Consider the following 21,549-nt stretch of genomic DNA (forward strand, 5'->3'; position numbering starts at 1 on the left):
GCCCTTTCCCATGCCGTTCAAAGGCGGCGTGCGCCTTAGATCGCTATGTTTTTCTTCTCGGGCAGGCTTGCCTTCGTACAACCTCTCAGTCGGGCTTGCGCCCGCCAGCTCCCCTAGCAGGGGAGCCTCTGGCGTATACGAAAAGCTTCCATCGGCTGCCAAGGCCCCTCCTACTGGGCAACAACAATGACGGAGAGGTTTAATCCTCAACCTGATATTGCCCTAATAAGTTTGCAAAAGCCTTCAGCTGCTCATCTGAGTAGAAATGGACGGTCAGCTTGCCCTTGCCGTCGTGGTAGGCCACATTGACCTCACTGCCCAGTGCCTGCTTCAGGCTCTCCTCCACCTCCACAGGCAGGGTGCCGCGCGGGGCGGGCTCCACAGGCTCTTTGGGGGGCTTGGCCAGCTTTTTGCACAGGGCCTCTGCCTGCCGGACATTCAGCTCATGGTCGGCAATGATCTGTGCCGCCTGCTCCTGCAGCTCCGGGGTGGGCAGGCCCAGCACCACCTTTGCGTGGCCGGTGGTGAGGAAACCGCCCTTCAGCAGCTCCAACACCGTTTCGGGCAGGTTGAGCAGACGCAGGCTGTTGGCCAGCGCACTGCGGCTCTTGCCCAGTTTGCGGGCGGCCTGCTCCTGGGTCAGGTCACAGCGGGTCATCAGCTCCCGGATGCCCAGTGCTTCTTCCACCGGGTCCAGATCCTCGCGCTGAAGGTTTTCCACCAGCGCCAGCTCCATGGCCTGCTCATCTGTGACATCCTTCACGACGACAGGAGCCTCGGTCAGGCCCGCCATCCGGCAGGCACGCCAACGGCGCTCACCGGCCACGATGAGATAGCGGTCCACCCCGTGGGGCCGCACCGCGATGGGCTGCAGCAAACCGTGCTCTGAGATGCTGGCCGCCAGCTCTGCCAGCGTTTCCTCATCAAAGGTCTTGCGGGGCTGGGCCGGGTCCGGCTCGATCTCCCGCAGGGGCAGTGTCTCGATCCGGTTATCGGACTCAAAACTGGGGGCTGTGTCCTCAAACAGACTTTCCAGGCCCCGGCCCAGTCCTCCTCTTTTTTTTGCCATAGGTTACGCTTCCCCCTGCTTCACTTGTTCCAGTGCGCTTTTCTGCTCGGCGGGGGCACTGTTCCCTTTTGTGCGGCGGCGTGCCGGTTCATGCGGGCGGTTGTTCTTTACGAACTCAATGGCGAGATCCATATAAGCCTCGCTGCCCTTGCCCTTGGGCTCATAGAAATTGATGGGCTGGCCGTAGCTGGGCGCTTCCGAGATGCGGATGGTACGCGGGATGGTGGTCTTGTAGACCTTGGTGCCAAAATACTTTTTGACCTGATCCACCACCTGCAGCGTCAGGTTGAACCGCCCGGAGAACATGGTGAACACCACGCCCTCGATGTCCAGATAGGGGTTGTACTTCTTGCGGATGGTCTTGAGGGTGCTGATGAGCTCCGACAGGCCCTCCAGTGCGTAATACTCACACTGGATGGGGATAAGCACGCTGTCGCAGGCGCACAGACCGTTCAGGGTGAGCAGATCCAGGCTGGGCGGGCAGTCCACAAAGATGAAGTCGTAGTCCTTCTGCACCGAGGCCAGCGCCTTGCGCAGGCGGCTTTCGCGGCCCGGCAGGTCGATCATTTCCAGACCCGCACCCGCAAGCCGGGTGTTGGAACCGATGACATCGGTGCGGAACTCGGTCTTGCGGATGGCATCCTTTGCCTCCGCCTCACCGATCAGCAGCTCATAAGTACCCACATCGACACTCCGCTTGGGAATGCCGTAACCGGTGGTGGTATTGCCCTGCGGGTCCAGATCGACGATGAGCGTCTTTTTGCCCAGAGCCGCAACGCAGGACGAAAGGTTCACGGCCGTGGTGGTCTTGCCCACGCCGCCTTTTTGGTTTGCAATTGCAACGATTTTAGCCACGCTCTTTGTTTCCTCCCGGGAAAATTATTTGTTCCACGTGGAACATTCGAGGCCGGGCCCCGCTGTTTTCCCACCAGCAAAGCCCCTTTAAAGACTAGTATAGCACATCAGCGCGGCTTTTTGAACCTGTTTCCTGATTATTTTGCGTAAAAACCCTGTGGAATTGCATTTTTTGTGAAAATTGCGATGCGTTTTATCTTTGCGCGGCTGCGGTTGGAATGCGCACCGTGTATTCGATATAGCCGTCCCGCTCTTCCCTGTGGGCCGTGGCAGGCACACCGTTGTCCGTCATCAGCCGGATGGCATGGTCGATGGTGTTGACAAAGATGCGCACATCCTTGACCATGGAGATGCGGTGTCTGCCCGGGGCGGCGGCATTGAGCACCTGCTCAATGTACAGGTCGGTCTGCCGGGCATTCATCCGCCGCTTGGCAATGGTGATAAGGGCTTCGCTCCGCCGGTTCTCGGGCAGGCGCAGGACAGCCCGGGCGTGGCGCTCGGTCAGGCCATTGTCCAGCACGAACTGCCTTTGGTCGGTGGTCAGCTGCAGCAGCCGCAGCTTGTTGGCAAGGGTGGGCTGTGCCATGCCCAGCCGCTTGGCCGCCTCGGCCTGGGTGCAGTCCCAAAGGGCGATCACATCCCGCAGCCCTTGTGCCTGCTCAAAGGGGTTCAGATCTTCCCGCTGGATGTTTTCCAGCAGACCCAGCGCCGCAGTCCGCTGGTCGCCGCAGTCGCAGAGGATGGCCGGGATGGTCTCCATCCTGGCCAGCTTGCAGGCACGGAGCCGCCGCTCCCCTGCCACCAGCTCGTAACCGCCCTCGACCTTCCGCACCGAGATGGGCTGCAGCAGGCCGTTTTCCCGGATGCTCTGAGCCAGCCCCGCCAGCTCCTTTTCATCAAAAACTGTCCGAGCCTGAAACGGCGAGGGACGGATGCTTTCCACAGGCAGGGTGTAGATCTTTCCGGCAGATTTCTTCCATTCAAACATGATTCTTTCCCCTTTCGCTGAAATGTGACACGGTTTTCCACTGTTTCCCGGGAAACGGTGGAAAACTCACTCATTGCAGTTCCAGTGTACCAGAAATCAAAAAGCCCTGCCAGAAGAATCGTTCGGCAGGGCTTGGCATTTATCTTGCGGTTTTGCGTTATTTCAGCGGAGACTTTGCGATCTTTCCACCGTTTCTGGGGTAGGCTGTCGGAGTTTGCGAAATCTTTTTGCAGAGGATGAGGGTGCGGGTATCGCCGCCCGGCAGATGCAGGGTGCGGGTCTCCTTATACTCACCGCCCAGCTTCCGGATGGCACCGCGGGCTGCAGCCAGCTCCTCCTCGCCGGAAGCACCCTTCATGGCAAGGAAGCTGCCACCCACCTTGACCAGCGGTAAGCAGTACTCGGCCAGCATGGGCAGAGCCGCCACCGCACGGGCAGAGGCCAGATCAAACTGCTCCCGCCATGCTTTGCGGGCGGCTTCCTCAGCGCGCTCCTTGGCAAACTCCACCCCGGTCAGGCCCAGCTGAGCGCAGGCATACTTCAAGAACTCCACCCGCTTGCCGGTGGGCTCCATCAGGGTCAGCTCCAGCTCGGGCTTGTAGATCTTTGTCACGATGCCCGGGAATCCGGCACCGGCACCCACGTCCACCATCTTCCCTGCCACCTCGGGCTGGCTGGCAAACAGCAGGCTGTCGAGGAAGTGCTTGTCCTCAATGCCCTCTGGGTCGGTAATGGCGGTCAGATTGACCTTCTGGTTGTAGTCCACCAGGATCTGCGCAAAGGCATCCAGCTGGTCCAGCTGTTCCCCGGTCAGCGCAATGTTCCACATGGAACATTTTTGCTCCAGTCTCGCTTTATCGATCATTTCGCACCTCTCGTTCTCGATTTCAAATCGGCGCAGAACAAAAATGCGGTCAAGAGATTTTCGTGCGAATGCACGAATCTCCAGCATTTTTGTTTGAAGCCTTCTTCTTTGGGGTCACCAGGGGCGAGCAGCCCCTGGTTCGTGCCTCCCGCGCCTCGAAAGTAGCGGGTGCTTTTCTGGTTCTCTTTTGGCAGGCAAAAGAGAACTCAGTCTCCATTCAAAACAACATAAACAGGCTCATGGCGTACCGCCGGCAGGAACTTTTCCAGAACATCCTTCGTGTACAGCTTGAGCGAGGAGGTGTTGATGCAGGGGTGGCATCCCAGAAACTCCCCCTTGACCACATCCTCATCCATGAGAAGCTGAACTTTGTTTTCCTTGTCGTTCGCCAGCCCCATAACAGACGAGGAGCCCGGCGTACAATCCAGATACTGCTCCATATCCTCCGGGGAGGCAAAGCTCAGGCGGGAAATGCCCAGCTGATGGGAGAGCTCCTTTGTCTTGAAGGGCTTGTCCCCCGGCATCATCAGCAGGTAGAAGTTCGTTTTCTGCCGGTTGCAAAGGAACAGGTTCTTGCAGACCGTGGCACCCAGGCTGTCATCAATGACCATGCAGTCCTCCATGGTGTCGGCCCGCAGAAAGGCATGGTCAGTGCGCCAGTACTCCAGCCCCAGCGCATCCAACAGATCATAGGTGCGGATCTCTTTTTCAAGCCTGCCCGTACAATCGGCAGGGCGGCCCTTGTATAGAACCAATTCCATAAAGTAACCCTTCTTTCTTACCATCCTCGCCCTCTCAGGCCGCTTCGCGTCCAGCTCCCCCAAAGGGGGAGCCATTGGCAGGGTTGATTCTACGTTCTGATCAAACCGCCAGAGCCTCTCCCTTTGGGAGAGGTGGCAGTGCAAAGCACTGACGGAGAGGGCAACCCCATTTATCGTTTTGCAGCAGCCAGCGCAATACTCAGCTGCGCCACATCGGAGGGTGAAACGCCGGGGATGCGGCCCGCCTGCCCCAGATTCTTCGGACGGATGCGGGTCAGCTTCTCACGGGCTTCCAGCGTCAGGCCGGTCAGGTCAGCATACTCAAAATCTGCGGGAATCAGGGTCTTTTCGTGGCGGGCCACGTCACGGATCATCCGATCCTGCCGGGCAATGTAGCCTGCGTACTTGATCTCGGTCTCCAGCCGCTCGGCCAGCATGGGGGTGATGCCCTCACCCCAGCCGATCACACCCGCCAACAGCGGATAGCTGATCTCAGGGCGGCGGAGCAGCTCCTCGGCAATGCCGCCCTCAGCGGCAGGGGTCAGCCCGGCTGCTTCCATGGCAGCACGCAGGTCAGCGGTGCGCAGATGGGTCTCGTGCAGGCGGCGGCGCTCCGCTTCCAGAATGCTCTGGGTGTGCTGGTATTTTGCCCAGCGGTCATCCTGCACCAGACCATACTCCCGGCCAATGGGGGTCAGCCGCTGATCGGCGTTGTCCTGCCGCAGGGTCAGGCGGTACTCGCTCCGGCTGGTCATCATGCGGTAGGGATCCATGACCCCCTTTGTGACAAGGTCATCCACCAGGGTGCCCAGATAACTGGTCTGGCGCTCCAGGATGAGCTGACTCTCCCCTTTTGCACTGCGGGCAGCGTTCAGACCGGCCAGCAGACCCTGCGCGGCGGCTTCCTCGTAGCCGGAGGTGCCGTTGAACTGGCCCGCGCCATACAGGCCCCGCACCACCTTGCTCTCCAGCGTGGCCTCCAGACTGGTCGGGTCTACGCAGTCATACTCGATGGCGTAGGCCGGGCGCATGATCTCAATGTGTTCAAACCCCTGAATGCTCCGGTAAAAGGCGTTCTGCACATCCTCGGGCAGGCTGCTGGACGCACCCTGCAGATACATCTCCTCTGTGTTCTCGCCGCAGGGCTCCACAAAGATGGGGTGCCGGTCCTTGCCCGCAAAGCGCACCACCTTGTCCTCAATGGAGGGGCAGTACCTGGGGCCAATCCCCTCGATCATGCCGCCATAGAGTGGGCTGCGCTGGATGTTGTCCAGAATGATCCGGTGGGTCTCGGGGTTGGTGTAGGCGATCCAGCATTCGACCTTGTTGTGCATGGGTGCATCCGTCAGAAAGCTGAAGGGCTGCAGCTCGCTGTCCGGGTCGCCAGGCTGGCATTCCAGCTTGGAGAAGTCGATGCTTCTCCGGTGGACGCGGGCAGGCGTACCGGTCTTGAACCGCCGCAGAGGCAGACCGGCGGCTTTCAGGCTTTCAGTCAGGGCATTGGCGGCGTGCATCCCGTCAGGGCCGGAAGCATACCACGCATCACCGACAAAAATTTTGCCGCCCAGGTTGGTACCCGTGGCAATGACCACACACTTTGCGCTGTACTCCCCGTTCAGCTGGGTCACAACGCCCTTGACATGGCCGTTCTCCACCTCAATGCCCACCACCTCGGCCTGATGGATGGCAAGGCCGGGCGTGAGTTCAAGGGCGTGCTTCATATATTCGTGGTAGCGCTTGCGGTCGGTCTGAACGCGCAGGGCATGAACGGCAGGGCCTTTGCCCTTGTTCAGCATCCGGCTCTGCAGGTAGGTGGCATCCGCCGCAAGGCCCATCACACCGCCCAGCGCATCCAATTCGCGTACCAGCGTTCCTTTTGCAGTTCCGCCGATGCTGGGATTGCAGGGCATGTTGCCAATGGCATCCAGGCTCATGGTAAACACCGCCGTTTTGGCACCCAGCGTGGCAGCAGCGTGGCCCGCTTCAATGCCAGCGTGGCCCGCGCCTATTACGATCACATCATAATCTCCTAAATGGTTCATAACTTTTTCGGATTCCCTCTATTGTCAATGGAACAATCGAAACTGTACCTACACAGCCCGTCGCGCAGCGACTTCAAATCGGTGGAAAGCAAAAATACGGTTAAGAGATCTTCGCGCGGGAGCGCGAATCTCCAGCATTTTTGTTTGGAGCTCACTTCTTTGGGGTCACTAGGGGCGAGCAGCCCCTAGTTCGTGCCTCCCGCGCTTCGAAAGTAGCGGGTGCTTTTCTGGTTCTCTTTTGGCACGCAAAAGAGAACATTCCTCATTACTTCCCCACACAGAACCGCTCAAACACTTCATTGATGACATTCTCCGACGCATTTTCGCCGGTGAGGTCACAGAGGGCATCCAGCGCATCGTCCACACAGACCGATACAGCATCCAGTCCGAACCCGCCGCTGACCGCATCCAGCGCACCGGCCACTGCATCCCGCGCACGGGTGGCGGCGGCAAGCTGGCGCTGGCCCGAGAGGCTGGCAGCGTGGGGGTCGATGTTGTTGGTGCCCAGCAGGCGGGCAACGGCAGCAGCAATCACCCTGCGGCTCCCCTCTTCCTGGCAGCAGACCGGGATCACCATGGCAAAATCGCCTGCAATGATCTCTGCGTCAAACTGAGTGGGCTTGTCCTCTTTGTTGACCAGTGCAATGGCCGGGCGACCGGCGCACCGCTGCGCCAACGCAAGATCCTCCCGGGTCAGGGGCTCAGAGCCATCGAACACCGCCAGGATCAGCCCTGCCTCTTCTAGCTTTTTCCAGCTGCGGCGGATACCTTCGGCCTCGATCGCATCCTCGGTCTCCCGCAGACCGGCCGTGTCGAACAGGTTCAGCCGGATGTCCCCCAGCCGGACGGCCTGCTCCACCACATCCCGGGTGGTGCCCGCCACGGGGGTGACGATGGCCCGGTCGAACCCGGCCAGCAGATTGAGCAGGGTGGACTTGCCCGCATTGGGCCGCCCCACGATGGCACAGTCCACACCCTCCCGCAGGACAGCACCGGCATCATAATTCCGGATGAGGGTGTCCAGCTCTCCCTTCACGGCAGTCAGGGTGGATATCAGCTGGGCATCCTCCAGCGCGGGAACGTCCTCCTCGGGGAAATCCACCCAGGCAGTCAGATGGGCCTGCAGGGCGGTCAGGGCATCCTTTTCAGCCCCGATCTTCTTCGCCAGCGCGCCGTTCAGGGAGGCATTGGCCAGCGCCGCACCCTGTCGGCCATCGGCAGAAATCAGGTCCATAACGGCCTCGGCCTGGGTCAGCCCCAGCTTGCCGTTGAGGAAGGCGCGGCGGGTGTACTCGCCGGGGGCGGCGGGGGCGGCACCGGCTGCGATGCAGCTTTCCACCAGCCGCCGGGCCACCGCACTGCCGCCGTGGCAGGAAAGCTCCACTACATCCTCGCCGGTGTAGCTGTGAGGTGCCCGGAAGAAGAGTGCCACGCCCTCGTCAAAGGCTTCCTCCCCTTCCATGAAATGCCCAAACAGAGCGGTGTAGCCCTTGGCATCTTCTACCCGCTTTGCCGGGTTGGCCGGGTGGAACACCTTTGCCGCCACGGCATAGCTCTCTGGGCCGGAAAGACGCACCACGGCAATGCCGCCTGCGCCGGGCGCGGTTGCAATGGCCGCGATCGTTGAATGTTCCATGTTGGTGCTCTCCCTCCGCTCTCAAATCAGAATTATTGTATCACGAAGCGACGAAAAAGGAAAGAGACAAAAAGCCCCCTTCCAGTTTTCCACCGGAAGGGGGCAGCATTGTGCAAAACTCAGCGGAGTTTACAGCTCAATCTTGCCAAAGCTGAAATCGGCAAAATCATCCACGCGCTCGGTACGCTTGGGTGCCACGGGTGCGGCAGTCTCTGCGTCACGGGGAGCATAGGTGCGCTCGGGCACACTGGAAGGACGAGGACCGCGGCTGCCTGCGGGGCGGCCATTGCGGGGACCGCCATTCCGGGGGCTGCTGCCGCGTCCGCCGCGGAAGCCGCCATTGCGGTTGCCGCCGGGGCGGCGGCCATTGCCCCGCGGGCGGCGCTCGCCGTAGGTGTTGTCGGTCTGGGCATCGGGAGCAGTGGAATAGATGACCACACGGCGGTCACGCCCCTCCCCCTTGCTCTCGCTGCGCACACCCTCCATCTTGCCGATGGCAGAGTGGATGATGCGGCGCTCGTAGGGGTTCATGGGCTCCATGGCAAAGCTGCGGCCGGTCTTGCGCACCTTGTTGCCAATGCGCTGTGCCAGCACGGTCAGGTCATTCTCACGCTTGTCGCGGTAGCCGGCCACATCCAGGCCCAGCTTGATGTAATCTCCTTCCAGACGGTTGGCCACCAGGCTTGCCAGATAGGACAGGCTCTCCATGGTCTCGCCGCGGCGGCCGATCAGGGCACCCAGCTTCTCGCCATCCAGACGGATGATGGTGGCCTCGCCCTTCTGCACGGCGCTGAAGGTAACATTCTCCACGCCCATCAGGGCAATGACTTCCTTCAGGTAGTCCACAGCGGCCTTGACCTTGGCGTTCTCTTCGATGTTGATGGGAACTTCCGGCTCCTCACCCTCTGCGGCGGGGTCAGCAGTCTCCTCAACGGGAGCGGCCTCCTCTGCCACAGGGGCAGCGACAGGCTCTTCGGCCTTGGGTTCCTCAGCGGGAGTTTCCTCCACAACAGGCTTCACCTCAGGCTCCACCTTCTCCTCCACCACGGGAGCGGCCGGGGCATCGGGCTCTTCCACGCTCACACGCACCTTGGCGGGGGTGGTCTTCAGGCCCAGAAAACCAGTTTTCTGAGGCATTTCGAGCACTTCATAGCTCACATTCAGGTCGTCGGCCTGCACGCCCAGCAGGGCGCAGGCTTTTGCGCGGGCTTCATCGACCGTCTTGCCGGTCGCTTCCTGAGTACGGATCATAACCGTCAATCCTCCTTCTTGTTTTCCAGCTCGCTCAGCGGAACGGTGCGCTCGTCCTTATAGCGCTCCTCATCCAGCTTGCGGGCATACTCCAGGCGGCGCTTGTTCATTTCGCTGGCGGAGATATTTTTCTCCACGACCTCGCCGGTCTTTTCATCCGTGACCTTGATGGTGGTGCTCTTTACACCGCGCTTCTGCTCCTTCTTGCGGGCAGCCATCTCGGCGGCGACCTCTGCCTTCATCTTCTCAGGGTCGTAGATCTTCTTCATCAACAGGCTCTGCACGGTCATCAGGATGTTGGAAACAACGTAGTACAGAGAGAAAGCGCTGGGCACGGTGAAGCAGAAGAAGACGTACATCAGCGGCATCATATACATGGTCAGCTTCATGCTGCCCTGCATCTCCTGGCCGCTGGCCTTCATGCTGATGTGGGTGGACAGGAACATGGTCACGATCGCCAGGACCGGGAGGATCAGCAGGGGCAGGTTCTCTGCAGCCAGGCTGTATTGGGGCACACGGGTCAGGTCGATGCCAAAGAAATCCATGTGCTGGCCGAACTCGGTGATGGTAGCCACCTGATCCGGGGTGAAGCAGGAGGAAACGGTGCTCTCGCCTGCAATGACCTGTGCAATGATGTTGGTGTCGCGGGTCACGGTGGTAAAGCTGATGCCCATGGCAGTCAGGGCCTCACCTGCGGCGGTCAGGGCATCGGCACCAATGTGGAAGATGCGCTGCAGCGGGCGGTACACCACCTCGATAACACCGAACATGACCAGGAAGTTGACCAGCATTGGCATACAGCCTGCGGTGGGCTTGTAGCCCTGCTCCTGCAGCTTCATCAGCTCTTCCTGCTGCTTTTCGGGCTTGTCGCGGTACTTTTTCTGGATCTCGGCCACCATGGGCTGGAAAGCGCTCATGCGGGCCATGCTCTTCTGCTGGTTGAGCTGGAGGGGGATCTTGATCACGGTGATGAGCAGGGTGAACAGGATGATGTCCCAGCCGTAGTTGGGGATCAGCTTGTAGATCCACTCCATTACATAGCCCAAGGGCCAGCCCAGGATGTACAAAGGATTCATAGTTTCGTCCATTCTGCCCCGCCTGTGGTGCGGGACGTTTAGATTTTTATGAGAAGGACACCCCGCCCACAGTGCGGAGCGTCACAAGAAGCAAAAAAAGCGGATGAAACCTCTCAGTCAACGCCTGCAGCGTTGCCAGCTCCCCTAATAGGGGAGCCCTTGGCAAAACCGTCAACTGGATCGGACTGCCAAAGCCTCCCCTACCAGGGGAGGTGGCATTGCGAAGCAATGACGGAGGGGTTGTACAAAGGAGCCGTGTATCATAAGCACGCTGCTTAACCGTGCCGCCCCCGGAACAGCTTTGCCGGGGACAGTCTCCGCTCCGGGCTCACCCAGCGGCCTTTGGGCGGCACCGGGTCAAAGCCCCACCGGCCAAGGGGGTTGCACCGGGCGATGCGCCAGGCGGTGAGCAGCAAGCCCTTGATGCAGCCATGGGTCTGGATGGCTTCTATGCCATACTGGCTGCAGGTGGGGGTAAAGCGGCAGTTGCGGCCCAGCCCCGGGCTGATAAAGCGCTGGTAGAACCGGATGGGCGCACAGAGCGCGTTCCGGCAGACGCGGGAGACGGGATTCACTGTTTTGCGGCCCGGTCTGCGGGCGGGACCGTGGCAGGGGGCTTTGCGCCCGGCTGCTTTGCCTTGTCGGGCAGGCCAGCCTGGGCAAAGAGCCTGGCCACCACTTCGCTGAGCTGCCAGCTCTTCAGGCGGGGGGTCATGCCCCGGGCCACGAACACCAGATCATAGCCGCCGATGTTCTGATCCAGATGCTCATCAATGGCAGCCTTCATCACGCGGCGGGCGCGGTTGCGTTGGACGGCATGGCCGATCTTTTTGGTGGCTGTCAGGCCCACGCGGGTCTTTTTGCCGCGGGTCTTGAGCACATACAGCACCAGCGCCGGGTTCACATAGGACTTGCCGCGGGCATACACGCGGCCAAACTCGCTGTTGCGGCGGATGGGACGATAGCGCACTGCTCCGTCGCCTCCTTTTCGGTTAAAAAATCGCAGAACTTCCCTAAAGGCAAAGTTCAAAATTCAGTATAGCAAAAAAACGCCGACATGAAAAGGCTGTCCGGGCGTTTTTTGTGCCAAATCTTTTGCCAAATTTTTAGTCATTCCGCGCGCAGAACGTCCAAAATAAGAAAAAGACCGCCAATTCTGGATCAGCAGTCTTTTGTGCGCATGTTCAATTCTGCGCCGGATCCCTGGCAAAACGGGATCAGACGGTCAGGCTCTTGCGGCCCTTAGCACGGCGAGCATTGATGACCTTGCGGCCGTTCTTGGTGCTCATGCGGGTCAGAAAGCCATGAACTTCCTTGCGATGACGCTTCTTGGGCTGAAAAGTTCTCTTCATGGTTGTATCCTCCGTAAAAACTCGTCCCCGGTAATGGGGTATTTCTGGTCCCAAATTGGGGACAGGCTTGCAATTCAACAGTATATCGCACACTATCCCCTTCTGTCAAGCGTTTTTTTCACTTTCCAGCAAACTTTTTTCAAATTTCTTTGTGAAAAAGCTTTCAACTTTTTCACCGGTTCTCCGTGGAAAACTTTTCTTCCACCATATCTTGTGGCCAAAAACCGCCTAGAACACAAGAGCCGCGAGGGCACGATGGAGCGTCTTTTCTTATGTATTATAAATTACATTATAGAATATAGACGCAGGGAGATTTTTGTGGTATACTAACGGGGTATCAGCAGCATTGTTGAAAACTTCGACCAATTCAATGGAGTGGATGTTTTATGGATTCTTTCAAGGACGTTTTAGAGGCCGCCCAGGCATACTGCAAAACGCAGATGGCCGAGCCGACCTATAATCTCTACATCGACGGACTTGAGCCCATCAGCTTTGAGGACTCGAGCCATATCACCCTGTCGGTGCGCAACGATTTCATCTGCAAGATCGTCACCGACCGCTACCTCGGCCTGCTGAAAGAGGCCTTTAAAACCGTGCTGGGCTTTGACGTGGACATCACGCTGGTGGTGCCCAGCACCCCGCCCCATGAGGTGGTGCTGGCCCAGCAGTACGAGGCAAACCCCGCCTCGCCCCAGGGTAATTACGAGTTCACCTTCGAGAACTTCATCAAGGGTCCCTCCAACCAGTTTGCGTTTGCTGCGGCGCAGGCGGTTGCGGCCAACCCCTCCGGGGCCTATAACCCGCTGTTCATCTACGGCGGCTCCGGTCTGGGCAAGACCCATCTGCTCACGGCCATCCAGACCGAGATCAAGCGCACCCACCCCGATTTCGTTATCATGTACGTTACCTGCGAGCAGTTCACCAACGAGCTGATCGCCGCCATCCGCGCCGGCAGCACCGAGGACTTCCGGATGAAGTACCGCGTGGCCGACCTGCTGCTGGTGGACGATATCCAGTTCATCGCCGGCAAGGAGTCCACCCAGGAGGAGTTTTTCCACACCTTCAACTCCCTGCACGATGCCCACAAGCAGATCGTGATCGCCTCTGATCGCCCGGCCAAGGAGATCAAGAGCCTGGAAGAGCGCCTGCGCACCCGCTTTGAATGGGGCCTGACCGCCGATGTCCAGCCGCCTGATTTCGAGACCCGCGTGGCCATCGTCAAGCGCAAGGCCGAGCTGCTCCACTTGGATCTGCCCGAGGACGTGGCTGAATTCATCGCCAACCACCTGAAGAACAACATCCGCCAGCTGGAGGGCGCAGTGAAAAAGCTGAACGCCTACTACATGCTGGAGGGCATCCAGCCTGTCATCAGCGTGGCACAGAACGCCATCAAGGACATCCTCAACGAGACCCAGCCCGTGCCCGTGACCATCGAGAAGATCGTGGGCGAGGTCTCCCGCACCTTCAACGTCTCCCCTGCCGACATCCGGGGCACCAAGCGGAACGCCAACGTTGCATCCGCCCGCCGCGTGGCGATCTATATCCTGCGCGAAGTCACCGGCATGAGCATGGAGGAGATCGGCCGGGAGTTCTCGGGCCGTGACCACTCCACCATCGTCTACTCCCTCAAGACCATGGAGCGGGACATGAAGAATGACCAGCACCTGCGCGAAACCGTCAGCGACATCATCAAGAACGTCAAGGCCTGACGGGAAAACAGGGGCAAAAGTCATACTCTCACAGAGGATAAAACCCCAAATATGGGGAGAAATGCAGGGGAATCCGGGAAAACAGAACAAGATATTGTGTTCAGACGACAAAGTTCTCCACTCTTTCCACCGAGTTTTCAACATTCAACTTCTGTTTTGCACACCCGCCGTGGAAAGAAAAGCAGCTCCAGCCCTTTCCACAAGCCTTTCACACTGCATTCACAATCCGGTGGAAAACCATGGAGCCGCACCATTCCACACATTTTCCGACTTTTCCACATCTTCCCCAGCCCCTACTACGAATACTACAACAAGTTCAATATAGATTTGGAGGTTTTGTCCCTGTTTTATGGGAGAAAGGACCTCAAAACTTGAATCCAAAATAAGGAGAGACGCGCAATTGAACATCATCTGCGATAAGACCCTGCTGAGTGCAGCCATTGACGGCGTTTCCAAAGCTGTTACCCTGCGCTCCACCATCCCTGTGCTGGAGGGTATCCTGCTGAAAGCCGAAGGCTTCCAGCTCACCCTGACCGGCTACGACCTGGAAATGGGCATCGTGACCACCATTGATGCCAATGTCAAAGAGCCCGGCGAAGTGGTACTGAACGCCAAGCTGCTCAGCAGCATGGTCAGCCGGATGCCTTCCGGCCAGATCAACATCCAATCTACCGAAAACGGAAAAACCACCATCCAGAGCGGTGTGGCACAGTTCGAGATCCAGTCTATGAACCCCACTGATTTCCCCGAGCTGCCCAACACCGGTGCCGAGGAGACCCTGAACATCAAGACCGGCGTGCTCCGTGATATGATCGAGCGCACCCTGTACGCCGTCAGTCAGGATGAGAAAAAACCTGCGCATACCGGTGAATTATTTGAGATTTCGCCGGATAAGCTGACCGTTGTTGCGCTGGACGGCTACCGTCTGGCCATTGTGGAGCGGCCGGTGGAAGCCATAAAGGAGATTCGCATCATCGTGCCCAGCAAGACCATGAACGAGGTCTCCCACCTGCTGGCCAACGACGACGAGGAGACCGTGCACATCTCCGCAAACCGCCGCTATGTGGTGTTCACCACCGCCGGTTACACCATCATGAGCCGCCTGATCGAGGGCGAATTCCTCAACTACCACAACGTGATCCCCAATGGCAGCCGCACCAGCGTGGTTCTGGACACCAAGGAGTTCATCGAGACCATCGAGCGTGCCTCCCTGATCATTACAGAGCGTTTAAAAAATCCCCTCCGCATCAGTTTTACAGAGGGTAAAGTGGTGGTCCGCTGCCAGACCAATCTGGGCCGCGTGGTGGATGAATTCAACGCGCAGTGCGAGGGCGATGAGGTGGAGATCGGTTTCAACAACCGCTATCTGCTGGATGCCCTGCGCAACGCCCGCACCGAACAGGTCAAGCTGGAGATCAGCGGCCCGCTGAGCCCGGTCAAGGTTCTGCCTACCGAGGGCAGCGACTTTTTGTATCTGGTCCTGCCCGTCCGCTTCAAGAATGATTGAGAGGCATAAAAATGCAAAAAATTCTCATCCATACGGAATTTATCAAGCTGGATGCCCTGCTGAAATATGCAGGCCTGTGTGAGACCGGCGGCGAAGCCAAAGAGCTGGTGCAGGGCGGTGCTGTCAAGGTGAACGGTGAGGTCTGTACCATGCGGGGCAAAAAGTGCCGCGCCGGGGATGTCGTCGAGCTGGACGGCCAGACCGTGGAAGTGGGACAGGGCCAGTAAACCATGCGCCTGCTTTCCTTAGAAGTAACGAATTACCGCAATATTGCATCGGCAAGCCTGACCCCGGGCCGGGAGTTGACCGTGATCTGCGGCAACAACGGCCAGGGCAAGACCAACCTGCTGGAGGCCATCTGGCTGCTGACCGGCGGCAAGAGCTTCCGGGGCGGCAAGGATGCAGAGCTGGTGCGGCGGGGCGAACCCTTTGCCGTGCTGGAAGCCTCCACGCTCCGGGCGCAGCAGGAGGAACAGGAGCCTGACGAGCCGAACCGTGTCCGGCTGACGGTGGGCACTCCGGATTCCCAGCGGCCCGGGCGGTACGCCTCGGTGAACGGGGCAGCACCCAGGCGGGCAGCAGGGCTGGCCGGCAGTTTTCCGGCTGTCGTGTTCGACCCCGGCCACCTGAGCCTGGTCAAGGGAGCACCCGAGGGGCGGCGCAAATTTCTGGATGCCGCCCTCTGCCAGCTCTACCCCGGCTACCTGACCGTGTACCGCCGCTATCTGCGGGCCCTGCAGCAGAAAAACGCGCTGCTGCGCCGCGCTCCTGCCGGGCAGGAACGTCCCTACGCTGAAAAAATGGCCCTGCTCGAGGTGCTGAACACCGAGCTTGCCGCGCAGGGGGAAGCCATCCAGCAGCGGCGGCGGGCCTACCTGGAACGGCTGGCCCCGCTGGCCTGTGCCAATTACGAGGAGCTTTCCCATGGGGCGGAGCGGATGGAGCTGCGATATGCCGCTCAGTTTGAGCCGGGTGGTCTGGCGGCTCTGCTCAAAGCCCGCCAGAACGAGGAAGTCCGGGCCGGGCAGAGCCTGTGCGGCCCCCACCGGGAAGATCTGGAGCTGCTGCTGGACGGCCAGCCCGCCAGAGTGTTTGCCAGCCAGGGGCAGCAGCGCAGTGTGGTGCTCAGCCTGAAAATGGCCGAAGCCGCCGCCGCTGCCGCCATCACCGGGGAGCATCCCGTCCTCTTGCTGGACGACGTGCTCAGTGAGCTGGATGATGGCCGCAAGCAGTATCTGCTGACCCGGATGCGGGAAAAGCAGACCTTCGTTACCAGCTGTGACGATACGGCCTTCCTGAAAACAGATGGCGAGGTCTACCGCATGAACGGCGGTGTCCTGAGTAAAATCTGAAATGGAGAAATGTTGCATCACTGCATTGCATAGAATGCGGAAAATGCGACAGAATATGCAGTCTGCATCTGCGGGAGAATATACGCAATGTATATCCATCTGGGCCGGGACTATGTCCTGAATGACCGTGACATCATCGGCATCTTCAATCTGGAGACCACCACCGTCTCCCCCCGGGGGCGGGAATTTCTCAACTATGCCCAGAAGAATGGGGCCGTGGTCAGCCTTTCGGATGACCTGCCCCAGTGTTATGTTCTGGCCGATGCCCCTGTGGACACCGTTTATCTTTCGGAGTTGTCCAGCGCGGCCATGAAGCGGCGCACCGAAATGTCGTTCTGAAAAAATCAACAACGATCCAATCGATTGAAAAAATATCAAGTAAAGGGAGAAAGGATATGGCAGAGGAAATCATCACCAGCACCAATGTGGAAACCGCGACCGACCATGAGTATAATGCCAGCGAGATCCAGGTCCTGAAGGGTCTGGAGGCCGTGCGCAAGCGTCCCGGCATGTATATCGGCTCCACCGGTGAGCGGGGCCTGCATCATCTGGTCTACGAAATCGTGGACAACGCCATTGATGAAGCGCTGGCCGGCTACTGCAACCACATTGAGGTCAAGATCTTAAAGGATAACATCATTCAGGTCACCGACAACGGCCGCGGCATCCCCGTGGATATCCAGGCCGATACCGGTCTGCCCGCCGTCACCGTCGTCTATACCATCCTGCACGCAGGCGGTAAGTTCGGCGGCGAGAACTCCGGCTACAAGGTGGCCGGTGGTCTGCACGGTGTTGGCGCGTCCGTGGTCAACGCCTGCTCTGAGTGGCTGACGGTCAATGTCCGCCGCGACGGCCATGAATACGAGCAGACCTTCCGCCGCGGCGACCCGGACGGCCCCCTGAAGTGTCTGGGCACGGTGGCCGAGGGGGTCACCGGCACCCGCGTTACCTTCAAGCCCGACCCCGAGATGTTCAAGGACACCACCGTCTATAACTTCGAGACGCTGGAAAAGCGTCTGCGCGAGGAGAGCTTCCTGAACGCCGGTGTCAAGATCACCCTGACCGATGAGCGGGAGCTCTATACCCCCGTTCTGGAGGACGGCCAGGAGGGCGACCCCTGCTACCGCACCGAGGTCATGTGCTATGAGGGCGGCATCAAGAGCTTTGTCACCTATCTGGGCGAAAAGCGCAATCTGGAGGTGCTCCACCCCAATGTCATCTACCTCAAGGGCCAGACCGAGCGGGGCATGGCCGAGATCGCGCTGCAGTATAACTCCAGCTACAACGAGCTGCTGCTGAGCTTTGCCAACAACGTCAACACCCCGGACGGCGGCACCCATGAAGAGGGCTTCCGCACCAGCCTGACCCGTGTGTTCAACGATTACGGCCGCAGCCACGGCCTGCTGAAGGATAAGGACGAGAACCTTTCCGGTTCCGATGTCCGCGAGGGCCTCATCTGCGTCATCTCCGTCAAGCTGCAGGAGGCGGAGTTCGAGGGCCAGACCAAGGCAAAGCTGGGCAATACCGAGATCCGCACCCTTGTTTCCAACATGGTGTACACCAAGCTGATGGAGTTCTTTGAGGAGAACCCCGGCGTGGCAAAGGCCATTTTTGAAAAGGCCACCCAGGCAGCCCGCGCCCGCGCCGCTGCCAAAAAGGCCAGGGAGCTGGTGCGCCGCAAGAGCGCGCTGGAGACCAGCCGGATGCCCGGCAAGCTGGCCGACTGCCGTGAAAAAGACCCCACCCGCACCGAGATCTTCATCGTCGAGGGTGACTCTGCAGGCGGCTCTGCCAAGATGGGCCGTGACTCCGCCATTCAGGCCATCCTCCCCCTGTGGGGCAAGATGCTGAACGTGGAAAAGGCCCGTGCGGACCGCATCTACGGCAACGATAAGCTGATGCCCGTGGTGCTGGCTCTGGGCTGCGGCATCGGCGAGGAATTCGATATCTCCAAGCTGCGGTATGATAAAGTGTTCATCATGGCCGATGCCGATGTCGATGGTTCTCACATCTGCACCCTGATGCTGACCTTCTTCTTCCGCTATATGCGCCCCCTCATCGAGCAGGGCCATGTCTATGTCGCTCAGCCGCCCCTGTTCAAGGTGCAGAAGGGCAACACCATCAAGTACGCCTACAACGATGCTGAAATGGCCATCCTCTCGCAGGAGATGCCCGGCGCAAAGGTCAACCGCTATAAGGGCCTTGGTGAGATGAACCCCGAACAGCTGTGGGAGACCACCATGAACCCCGATAACCGCGTCATCGTTCAGATCACCATTGAGGATGCCGAGAAGGCCGATGAAGCCTTTACCATCCTGATGGGCGACCAGGTGGAGCCCCGCCGCCGCTTTATCGAGACCAACGCCCAGTACGCGAAGCTGGATGTGTAATTGGAGGAAACAATGGAAGAAGATTATGTGATGATACCGGGCAGCGGTACCAAAAAGATCATCCGCGATGTCAAGAAGGAGATCGAGACCGCGTTCCTGGACTACTCCATGTCAGTCATCGTGTCCCGCGCCCTGCCCGATGTGCGCGACGGCCTGAAGCCTGTCCACCGCCGCATCCTGTATACCATGCACGAGCGAGGCAACGACCCCAGCCATGCATACCGCAAATCCGCCGACACCGTTGGTGCGGTGCTGGGCTCCTACCACCCCCACGGCGACGCATCCGTTTACGATGCCATGGTCCGTCTGGCACAGGATTTCTCCCTGCGCTACCCGCTGGTGGATGGTCAGGGTAACTTTGGTTCTGTGGACGGCGACCCCCCGGCTGCTTACCGTTACACCGAGGCCCGCATGAGCCGTATGGCCGTGGAGATGCTGACCGATATCGACAAGGATACCATCGACTGGGACCCCAACTTTGATGAGACCAAGAAGGAGCCCAGCGTTCTGCCCTGCCGTTTCCCGAACCTGCTGGTCAACGGCAGTCAGGGCATTGCCGTTGGTATGGCCACCAACATCCCGCCCCACAACCTGAGCGAGGTCATTGACGGCTGTGTGGCCTATATCGAGGACCCGGACATCGACCTGCCCGGCCTGATGGAACACATCAAGGGCCCCGATTTCCCCACCGCCGGTATCATTATGGGCCGCAGCGGCATCCGTGCTGCCTACGCCACCGGCCGCGGCAAAATCACCCTGCGCGGCCGCGCTACCATTGAGGAAAAGAAGAACGGCCGCGCCCAGATCATCGTGACCGAGATCCCCTACATGGTCAACAAGGCACGCCTCATTGAGAACATTGCCGATCTGGTCAAGGAAAAGCGGATCGAGGGCATCAGCGACCTGAACGATGAGACCAACCGCAAGGGGATGCGCATCGTGATTGACGTGCGCAAGGATGCCAACCCCCAGGTCGTCCTGAATCAGCTGTACCAGTACACCCAGCTGCAGGATACCGTGGGTGTCATCATGCTGGCCATCGACCACAAGGTGCCCAAGGTGATGACCCTGAAGCAGATGATCCAGAAGTATGTGGAGTTTCAGGACGAGGTGGTGCGCCGCCGCACCCAGTATGACCTGAAAAAGGCCCGGGAACGCGCCCATATTCTGGAAGGTCTGAAGAAGGCCACCGACATCGTGGATGAGCTGATCGCCACCATCCGTGCCTGCAAGGGCGGCATGAGCGAGGCCAAGGCTGCCATCATGGAGCAGTTCGGTTTTGATGATCCGCAGGCAGATGCCATCGTCAAGCTGCAGCTGGGCCGTCTGGCTGGTCTGGAAATCCTGAAGATCGAGGAAGAGCTGGGCTCCCTGAATGCCAAGATCCGGGATTGGGAAGAGATCCTGGCCGATGATGCCCGCGTGCTCGAGATTGTCAAGAGCGAGCTGCTGGAAATGAAGCGCCGCTTCGGCGATGACCGCCGCACAGAGATCGAGACCGTGACCGGCGAGGTGGATATCGAGGATCTGATCGCTGAAGAGCAGTGCGTCTATACCCTGACCGAGGCCGGTTATATCAAGCGCCAGCTCAAGGCCACTTATCAGGCCCAGAAGCGCGGCGGCCGCGGCATCTCCGGCATGACCCGCAAGGAAGAGGACATCGTGCAGGAGATGTTCGTGGGCTCCACCCATGATTACGTCCTGTTCGTTACCGATAAGGGCCGCCTGTTCCGCATCAAGGGCTACACCATCGCCGAGGGCAGCCGCACCAGCAAGGGCACCAACATCGTCAACCTGCTGCAGCTGGCCGAGGGCGAAAAGGTCACCAACATGCTCTGCCAGAGCAAGGATACGGCCAATGAGGGTGGTTTTGTGACCATGGTTACGAAACAGGGCCTCATCAAGCGCACCCCGCTGGAGCAGTACGCCAACATCCGCAAGAGTGGTCTGATCGGCATTGCCCTGAACGAGGGGGATGCGCTGGCTTGGACAAGACTGACCTCCGGCCACGATATGCTCATCGTTGCCACCCGCAACGGTCAGGCCATCCGCTTCAATGAGGAGGATGCCCGTCCCATGGGCCGCAGCGGCCACGGCGTGCGCGCCATCAAGCTGGCCGAGGGCGACGAGGTCGTGGGTGTCTGCATCTGCCGTGAGAACGCCACCATCCTGACCGTGACCGAGAACGGCAAGGGCCGCCGGTCCGACATCGACACCTACCGCATCACCGCCCGCGGCGGCAAGGGCATCCGCAACTACGATGCCTCCAAGGACAAGGTCGCCGCGGTCAAGATCGTGGACGATGTGGATGACGTGCTGCTGAGCAGCCAGGAGGGCATCATCATCCGCCTGCACGCCAATGAGATCCCGGTGCAGAGCCGTTACGGCTCCGGTGTCCGTGTCATGCGTTTGGGCGAGAATGATAAGGTCATGGTCCTGGCCCGTACCGACCACGACGATGAAGCCCAGACCGAGACAGTAGAGGCTGAGGAGGGCGATGAGCCCACCGCAGAGCAGCTGGCCGCCATGGAAGCAGCCGATGAGGCCTCCGCCTCCGAGGCACCGGCTGAGGATTGAGCCTGTCTTGCCTCTCCTGCTAGGAGAGGTGGCACGGCACAGCCGTGACGGAGAGGTTCTTCTCCCCAAAAGCAAAACCTCTCAGGCGCTTTGCGCCAGCTCCCCTAGCAGGGGAGCCA

Annotated in this window: 19 protein-coding genes; 7 read left to right on the forward strand and 12 right to left on the reverse strand. The window is 59.6% G+C overall.

What is annotated here, in order from left to right:
• Positions 1-199: 199 nt before the first annotated feature.
• The 12 genes from J3352_RS08890 to rpmH form a co-directional block, all read right to left on the reverse strand.
• Entirely contained in the window at positions 200-1,069 is an 870-nt protein-coding gene (locus J3352_RS08890) for a ParB/RepB/Spo0J family partition protein (protein ID WP_097773098.1), read from the reverse strand.
• Between the two features lie 3 nt (positions 1,070-1,072).
• Positions 1,073-1,924 (reverse strand): ParA family protein, encoded by an 852-nt coding sequence (locus tag J3352_RS08895; protein ID WP_005929178.1) that lies wholly within the window; start codon positions 1,922-1,924, stop codon positions 1,073-1,075.
• 193 nt (positions 1,925-2,117) lie between these two features.
• Positions 2,118-2,912: a ParB/RepB/Spo0J family partition protein gene (locus tag J3352_RS08900; protein ID WP_005929172.1), complete on the reverse strand. Its 795-nt coding sequence runs from the start codon at positions 2,910-2,912 to the stop codon at positions 2,118-2,120.
• 157 nt (positions 2,913-3,069) lie between these two features.
• Entirely contained in the window at positions 3,070-3,777 is a 708-nt protein-coding gene (gene rsmG, locus J3352_RS08905; RefSeq protein ID WP_097773097.1) for a 16S rRNA (guanine(527)-N(7))-methyltransferase RsmG, read from the reverse strand.
• Positions 3,778-3,983: 206 nt separating this feature from the next.
• On the reverse strand, positions 3,984-4,538 hold the full coding sequence (locus J3352_RS08910; protein WP_347562998.1) for a prolyl-tRNA synthetase associated domain-containing protein: 555 nt from the start codon (positions 4,536-4,538) through the stop codon (positions 3,984-3,986).
• A 170-nt stretch (positions 4,539-4,708) separates the two neighbouring features.
• Positions 4,709-6,580, reverse strand: coding sequence for a tRNA uridine-5-carboxymethylaminomethyl(34) synthesis enzyme MnmG (gene mnmG / locus J3352_RS08915; RefSeq protein ID WP_156066862.1), 1,872 nt, complete (start codon positions 6,578-6,580; stop codon positions 4,709-4,711).
• A gap of 265 nt (positions 6,581-6,845) precedes the next feature.
• Positions 6,846-8,216 (reverse strand): tRNA uridine-5-carboxymethylaminomethyl(34) synthesis GTPase MnmE, encoded by a 1,371-nt coding sequence (gene mnmE, locus J3352_RS08920; RefSeq protein ID WP_156066859.1) that lies wholly within the window; start codon positions 8,214-8,216, stop codon positions 6,846-6,848.
• Between the two features lie 129 nt (positions 8,217-8,345).
• The gene (jag, locus tag J3352_RS08925) at positions 8,346-9,467 is read right to left on the reverse strand and encodes an RNA-binding cell elongation regulator Jag/EloR (protein ID WP_156066857.1); all 1,122 of its coding nucleotides are present in this window, start codon (positions 9,465-9,467) and stop codon (positions 8,346-8,348) included.
• Positions 9,468-9,472: 5 nt separating this feature from the next.
• Positions 9,473-10,555 carry a YidC/Oxa1 family membrane protein insertase gene (locus tag J3352_RS08930; RefSeq protein WP_117505974.1) on the reverse strand — a complete coding sequence of 361 codons (1,083 nt, stop codon included), beginning with the start codon at positions 10,553-10,555 and terminating at the stop codon, positions 9,473-9,475.
• Positions 10,556-10,818: 263 nt separating this feature from the next.
• Positions 10,819-11,118 (reverse strand): membrane protein insertion efficiency factor YidD, encoded by a 300-nt coding sequence (gene yidD / locus J3352_RS14400; protein ID WP_005929149.1) that lies wholly within the window; start codon positions 11,116-11,118, stop codon positions 10,819-10,821.
• On the reverse strand, positions 11,115-11,513 hold the full coding sequence (rnpA, locus tag J3352_RS14505) for a ribonuclease P protein component (RefSeq protein WP_035393239.1): 399 nt from the start codon (positions 11,511-11,513) through the stop codon (positions 11,115-11,117). Before rnpA ends, yidD begins: the two co-directional genes overlap by 4 nt.
• Before the next feature lie 247 nt (positions 11,514-11,760).
• Positions 11,761-11,895, reverse strand: a complete 135-nt coding sequence (gene rpmH, locus J3352_RS08945) for a 50S ribosomal protein L34 (protein ID WP_005929142.1) — start codon at positions 11,893-11,895, stop codon at positions 11,761-11,763.
• A gap of 386 nt (positions 11,896-12,281) precedes the next feature.
• Here rpmH and dnaA point away from each other — a divergent pair, with 386 nt between their 5' ends.
• The 7 genes from dnaA to gyrA all read left to right on the forward strand — a co-directional run bounded on the left by dnaA (position 12,282) and on the right by gyrA (position 21,430).
• The gene (dnaA, locus tag J3352_RS08950) at positions 12,282-13,604 is read left to right on the forward strand and encodes a chromosomal replication initiator protein DnaA (RefSeq protein WP_005929139.1); all 1,323 of its coding nucleotides are present in this window, start codon (positions 12,282-12,284) and stop codon (positions 13,602-13,604) included.
• A 400-nt stretch (positions 13,605-14,004) separates the two neighbouring features.
• Positions 14,005-15,111 (forward strand): DNA polymerase III subunit beta, encoded by a 1,107-nt coding sequence (gene dnaN, locus J3352_RS08955; protein ID WP_154277232.1) that lies wholly within the window; start codon positions 14,005-14,007, stop codon positions 15,109-15,111.
• A gap of 11 nt (positions 15,112-15,122) precedes the next feature.
• Positions 15,123-15,338, forward strand: coding sequence for an RNA-binding S4 domain-containing protein (locus J3352_RS08960; protein WP_005929126.1), 216 nt, complete (start codon positions 15,123-15,125; stop codon positions 15,336-15,338).
• 3 nt (positions 15,339-15,341) lie between these two features.
• Positions 15,342-16,463 (forward strand): DNA replication/repair protein RecF, encoded by a 1,122-nt coding sequence (locus J3352_RS08965; RefSeq protein ID WP_117476649.1) that lies wholly within the window; start codon positions 15,342-15,344, stop codon positions 16,461-16,463.
• Between the two features lie 87 nt (positions 16,464-16,550).
• On the forward strand, positions 16,551-16,802 hold the full coding sequence (gene remB, locus J3352_RS08970; RefSeq protein WP_005929118.1) for an extracellular matrix regulator RemB: 252 nt from the start codon (positions 16,551-16,553) through the stop codon (positions 16,800-16,802).
• Positions 16,803-16,858: 56 nt separating this feature from the next.
• Entirely contained in the window at positions 16,859-18,853 is a 1,995-nt protein-coding gene (gene gyrB / locus J3352_RS08975) for a DNA topoisomerase (ATP-hydrolyzing) subunit B (protein WP_098924008.1), read from the forward strand.
• Between the two features lie 12 nt (positions 18,854-18,865).
• On the forward strand, positions 18,866-21,430 hold the full coding sequence (gyrA, locus tag J3352_RS08980; protein ID WP_005929111.1) for a DNA gyrase subunit A: 2,565 nt from the start codon (positions 18,866-18,868) through the stop codon (positions 21,428-21,430).
• Positions 21,431-21,549 lie beyond the last annotated feature (119 nt).

Source organism: Faecalibacterium sp. Marseille-Q4164 (assembly GCF_017377545.1).
GTDB classification, from domain to species: Bacteria; Bacillota; Clostridia; order Oscillospirales; family Ruminococcaceae; genus Faecalibacterium; species Faecalibacterium duncaniae.

Coding starts and splice junctions, on each gene's coding strand:
- J3352_RS08890 (WP_097773098.1), bottom strand. CDS start 1,069: ATGGCAAAAAAAAGAGGAGGACTGGGCCGGGGCCTGGAAAGTCTGTTT.
- J3352_RS08900 (WP_005929172.1), bottom strand. CDS start 2,912: ATGTTTGAATGGAAGAAATCTGCCGGAAAGATCTACACCCTGCCTGTG.
- rsmG (WP_097773097.1), bottom strand. CDS start 3,777: ATGATCGATAAAGCGAGACTGGAGCAAAAATGTTCCATGTGGAACATT.
- J3352_RS08910 (WP_347562998.1), bottom strand. CDS start 4,538: ATGGAATTGGTTCTATACAAGGGCCGCCCTGCCGATTGTACGGGCAGG.
- mnmG (WP_156066862.1), bottom strand. CDS start 6,580: ATGAACCATTTAGGAGATTATGATGTGATCGTAATAGGCGCGGGCCAC.
- mnmE (WP_156066859.1), bottom strand. CDS start 8,216: ATGGAACATTCAACGATCGCGGCCATTGCAACCGCGCCCGGCGCAGGC.
- jag (WP_156066857.1), bottom strand. CDS start 9,467: ATGATCCGTACTCAGGAAGCGACCGGCAAGACGGTCGATGAAGCCCGC.
- J3352_RS08930 (WP_117505974.1), bottom strand. CDS start 10,555: ATGGACGAAACTATGAATCCTTTGTACATCCTGGGCTGGCCCTTGGGC.
- rpmH (WP_005929142.1), bottom strand. CDS start 11,895: ATGAAGAGAACTTTTCAGCCCAAGAAGCGTCATCGCAAGGAAGTTCAT.
- dnaA (WP_005929139.1), top strand. CDS start 12,282: ATGGATTCTTTCAAGGACGTTTTAGAGGCCGCCCAGGCATACTGCAAA.
- J3352_RS08960 (WP_005929126.1), top strand. CDS start 15,123: ATGCAAAAAATTCTCATCCATACGGAATTTATCAAGCTGGATGCCCTG.
- J3352_RS08965 (WP_117476649.1), top strand. CDS start 15,342: ATGCGCCTGCTTTCCTTAGAAGTAACGAATTACCGCAATATTGCATCG.
- remB (WP_005929118.1), top strand. CDS start 16,551: ATGTATATCCATCTGGGCCGGGACTATGTCCTGAATGACCGTGACATC.
- gyrB (WP_098924008.1), top strand. CDS start 16,859: ATGGCAGAGGAAATCATCACCAGCACCAATGTGGAAACCGCGACCGAC.
- gyrA (WP_005929111.1), top strand. CDS start 18,866: ATGGAAGAAGATTATGTGATGATACCGGGCAGCGGTACCAAAAAGATC.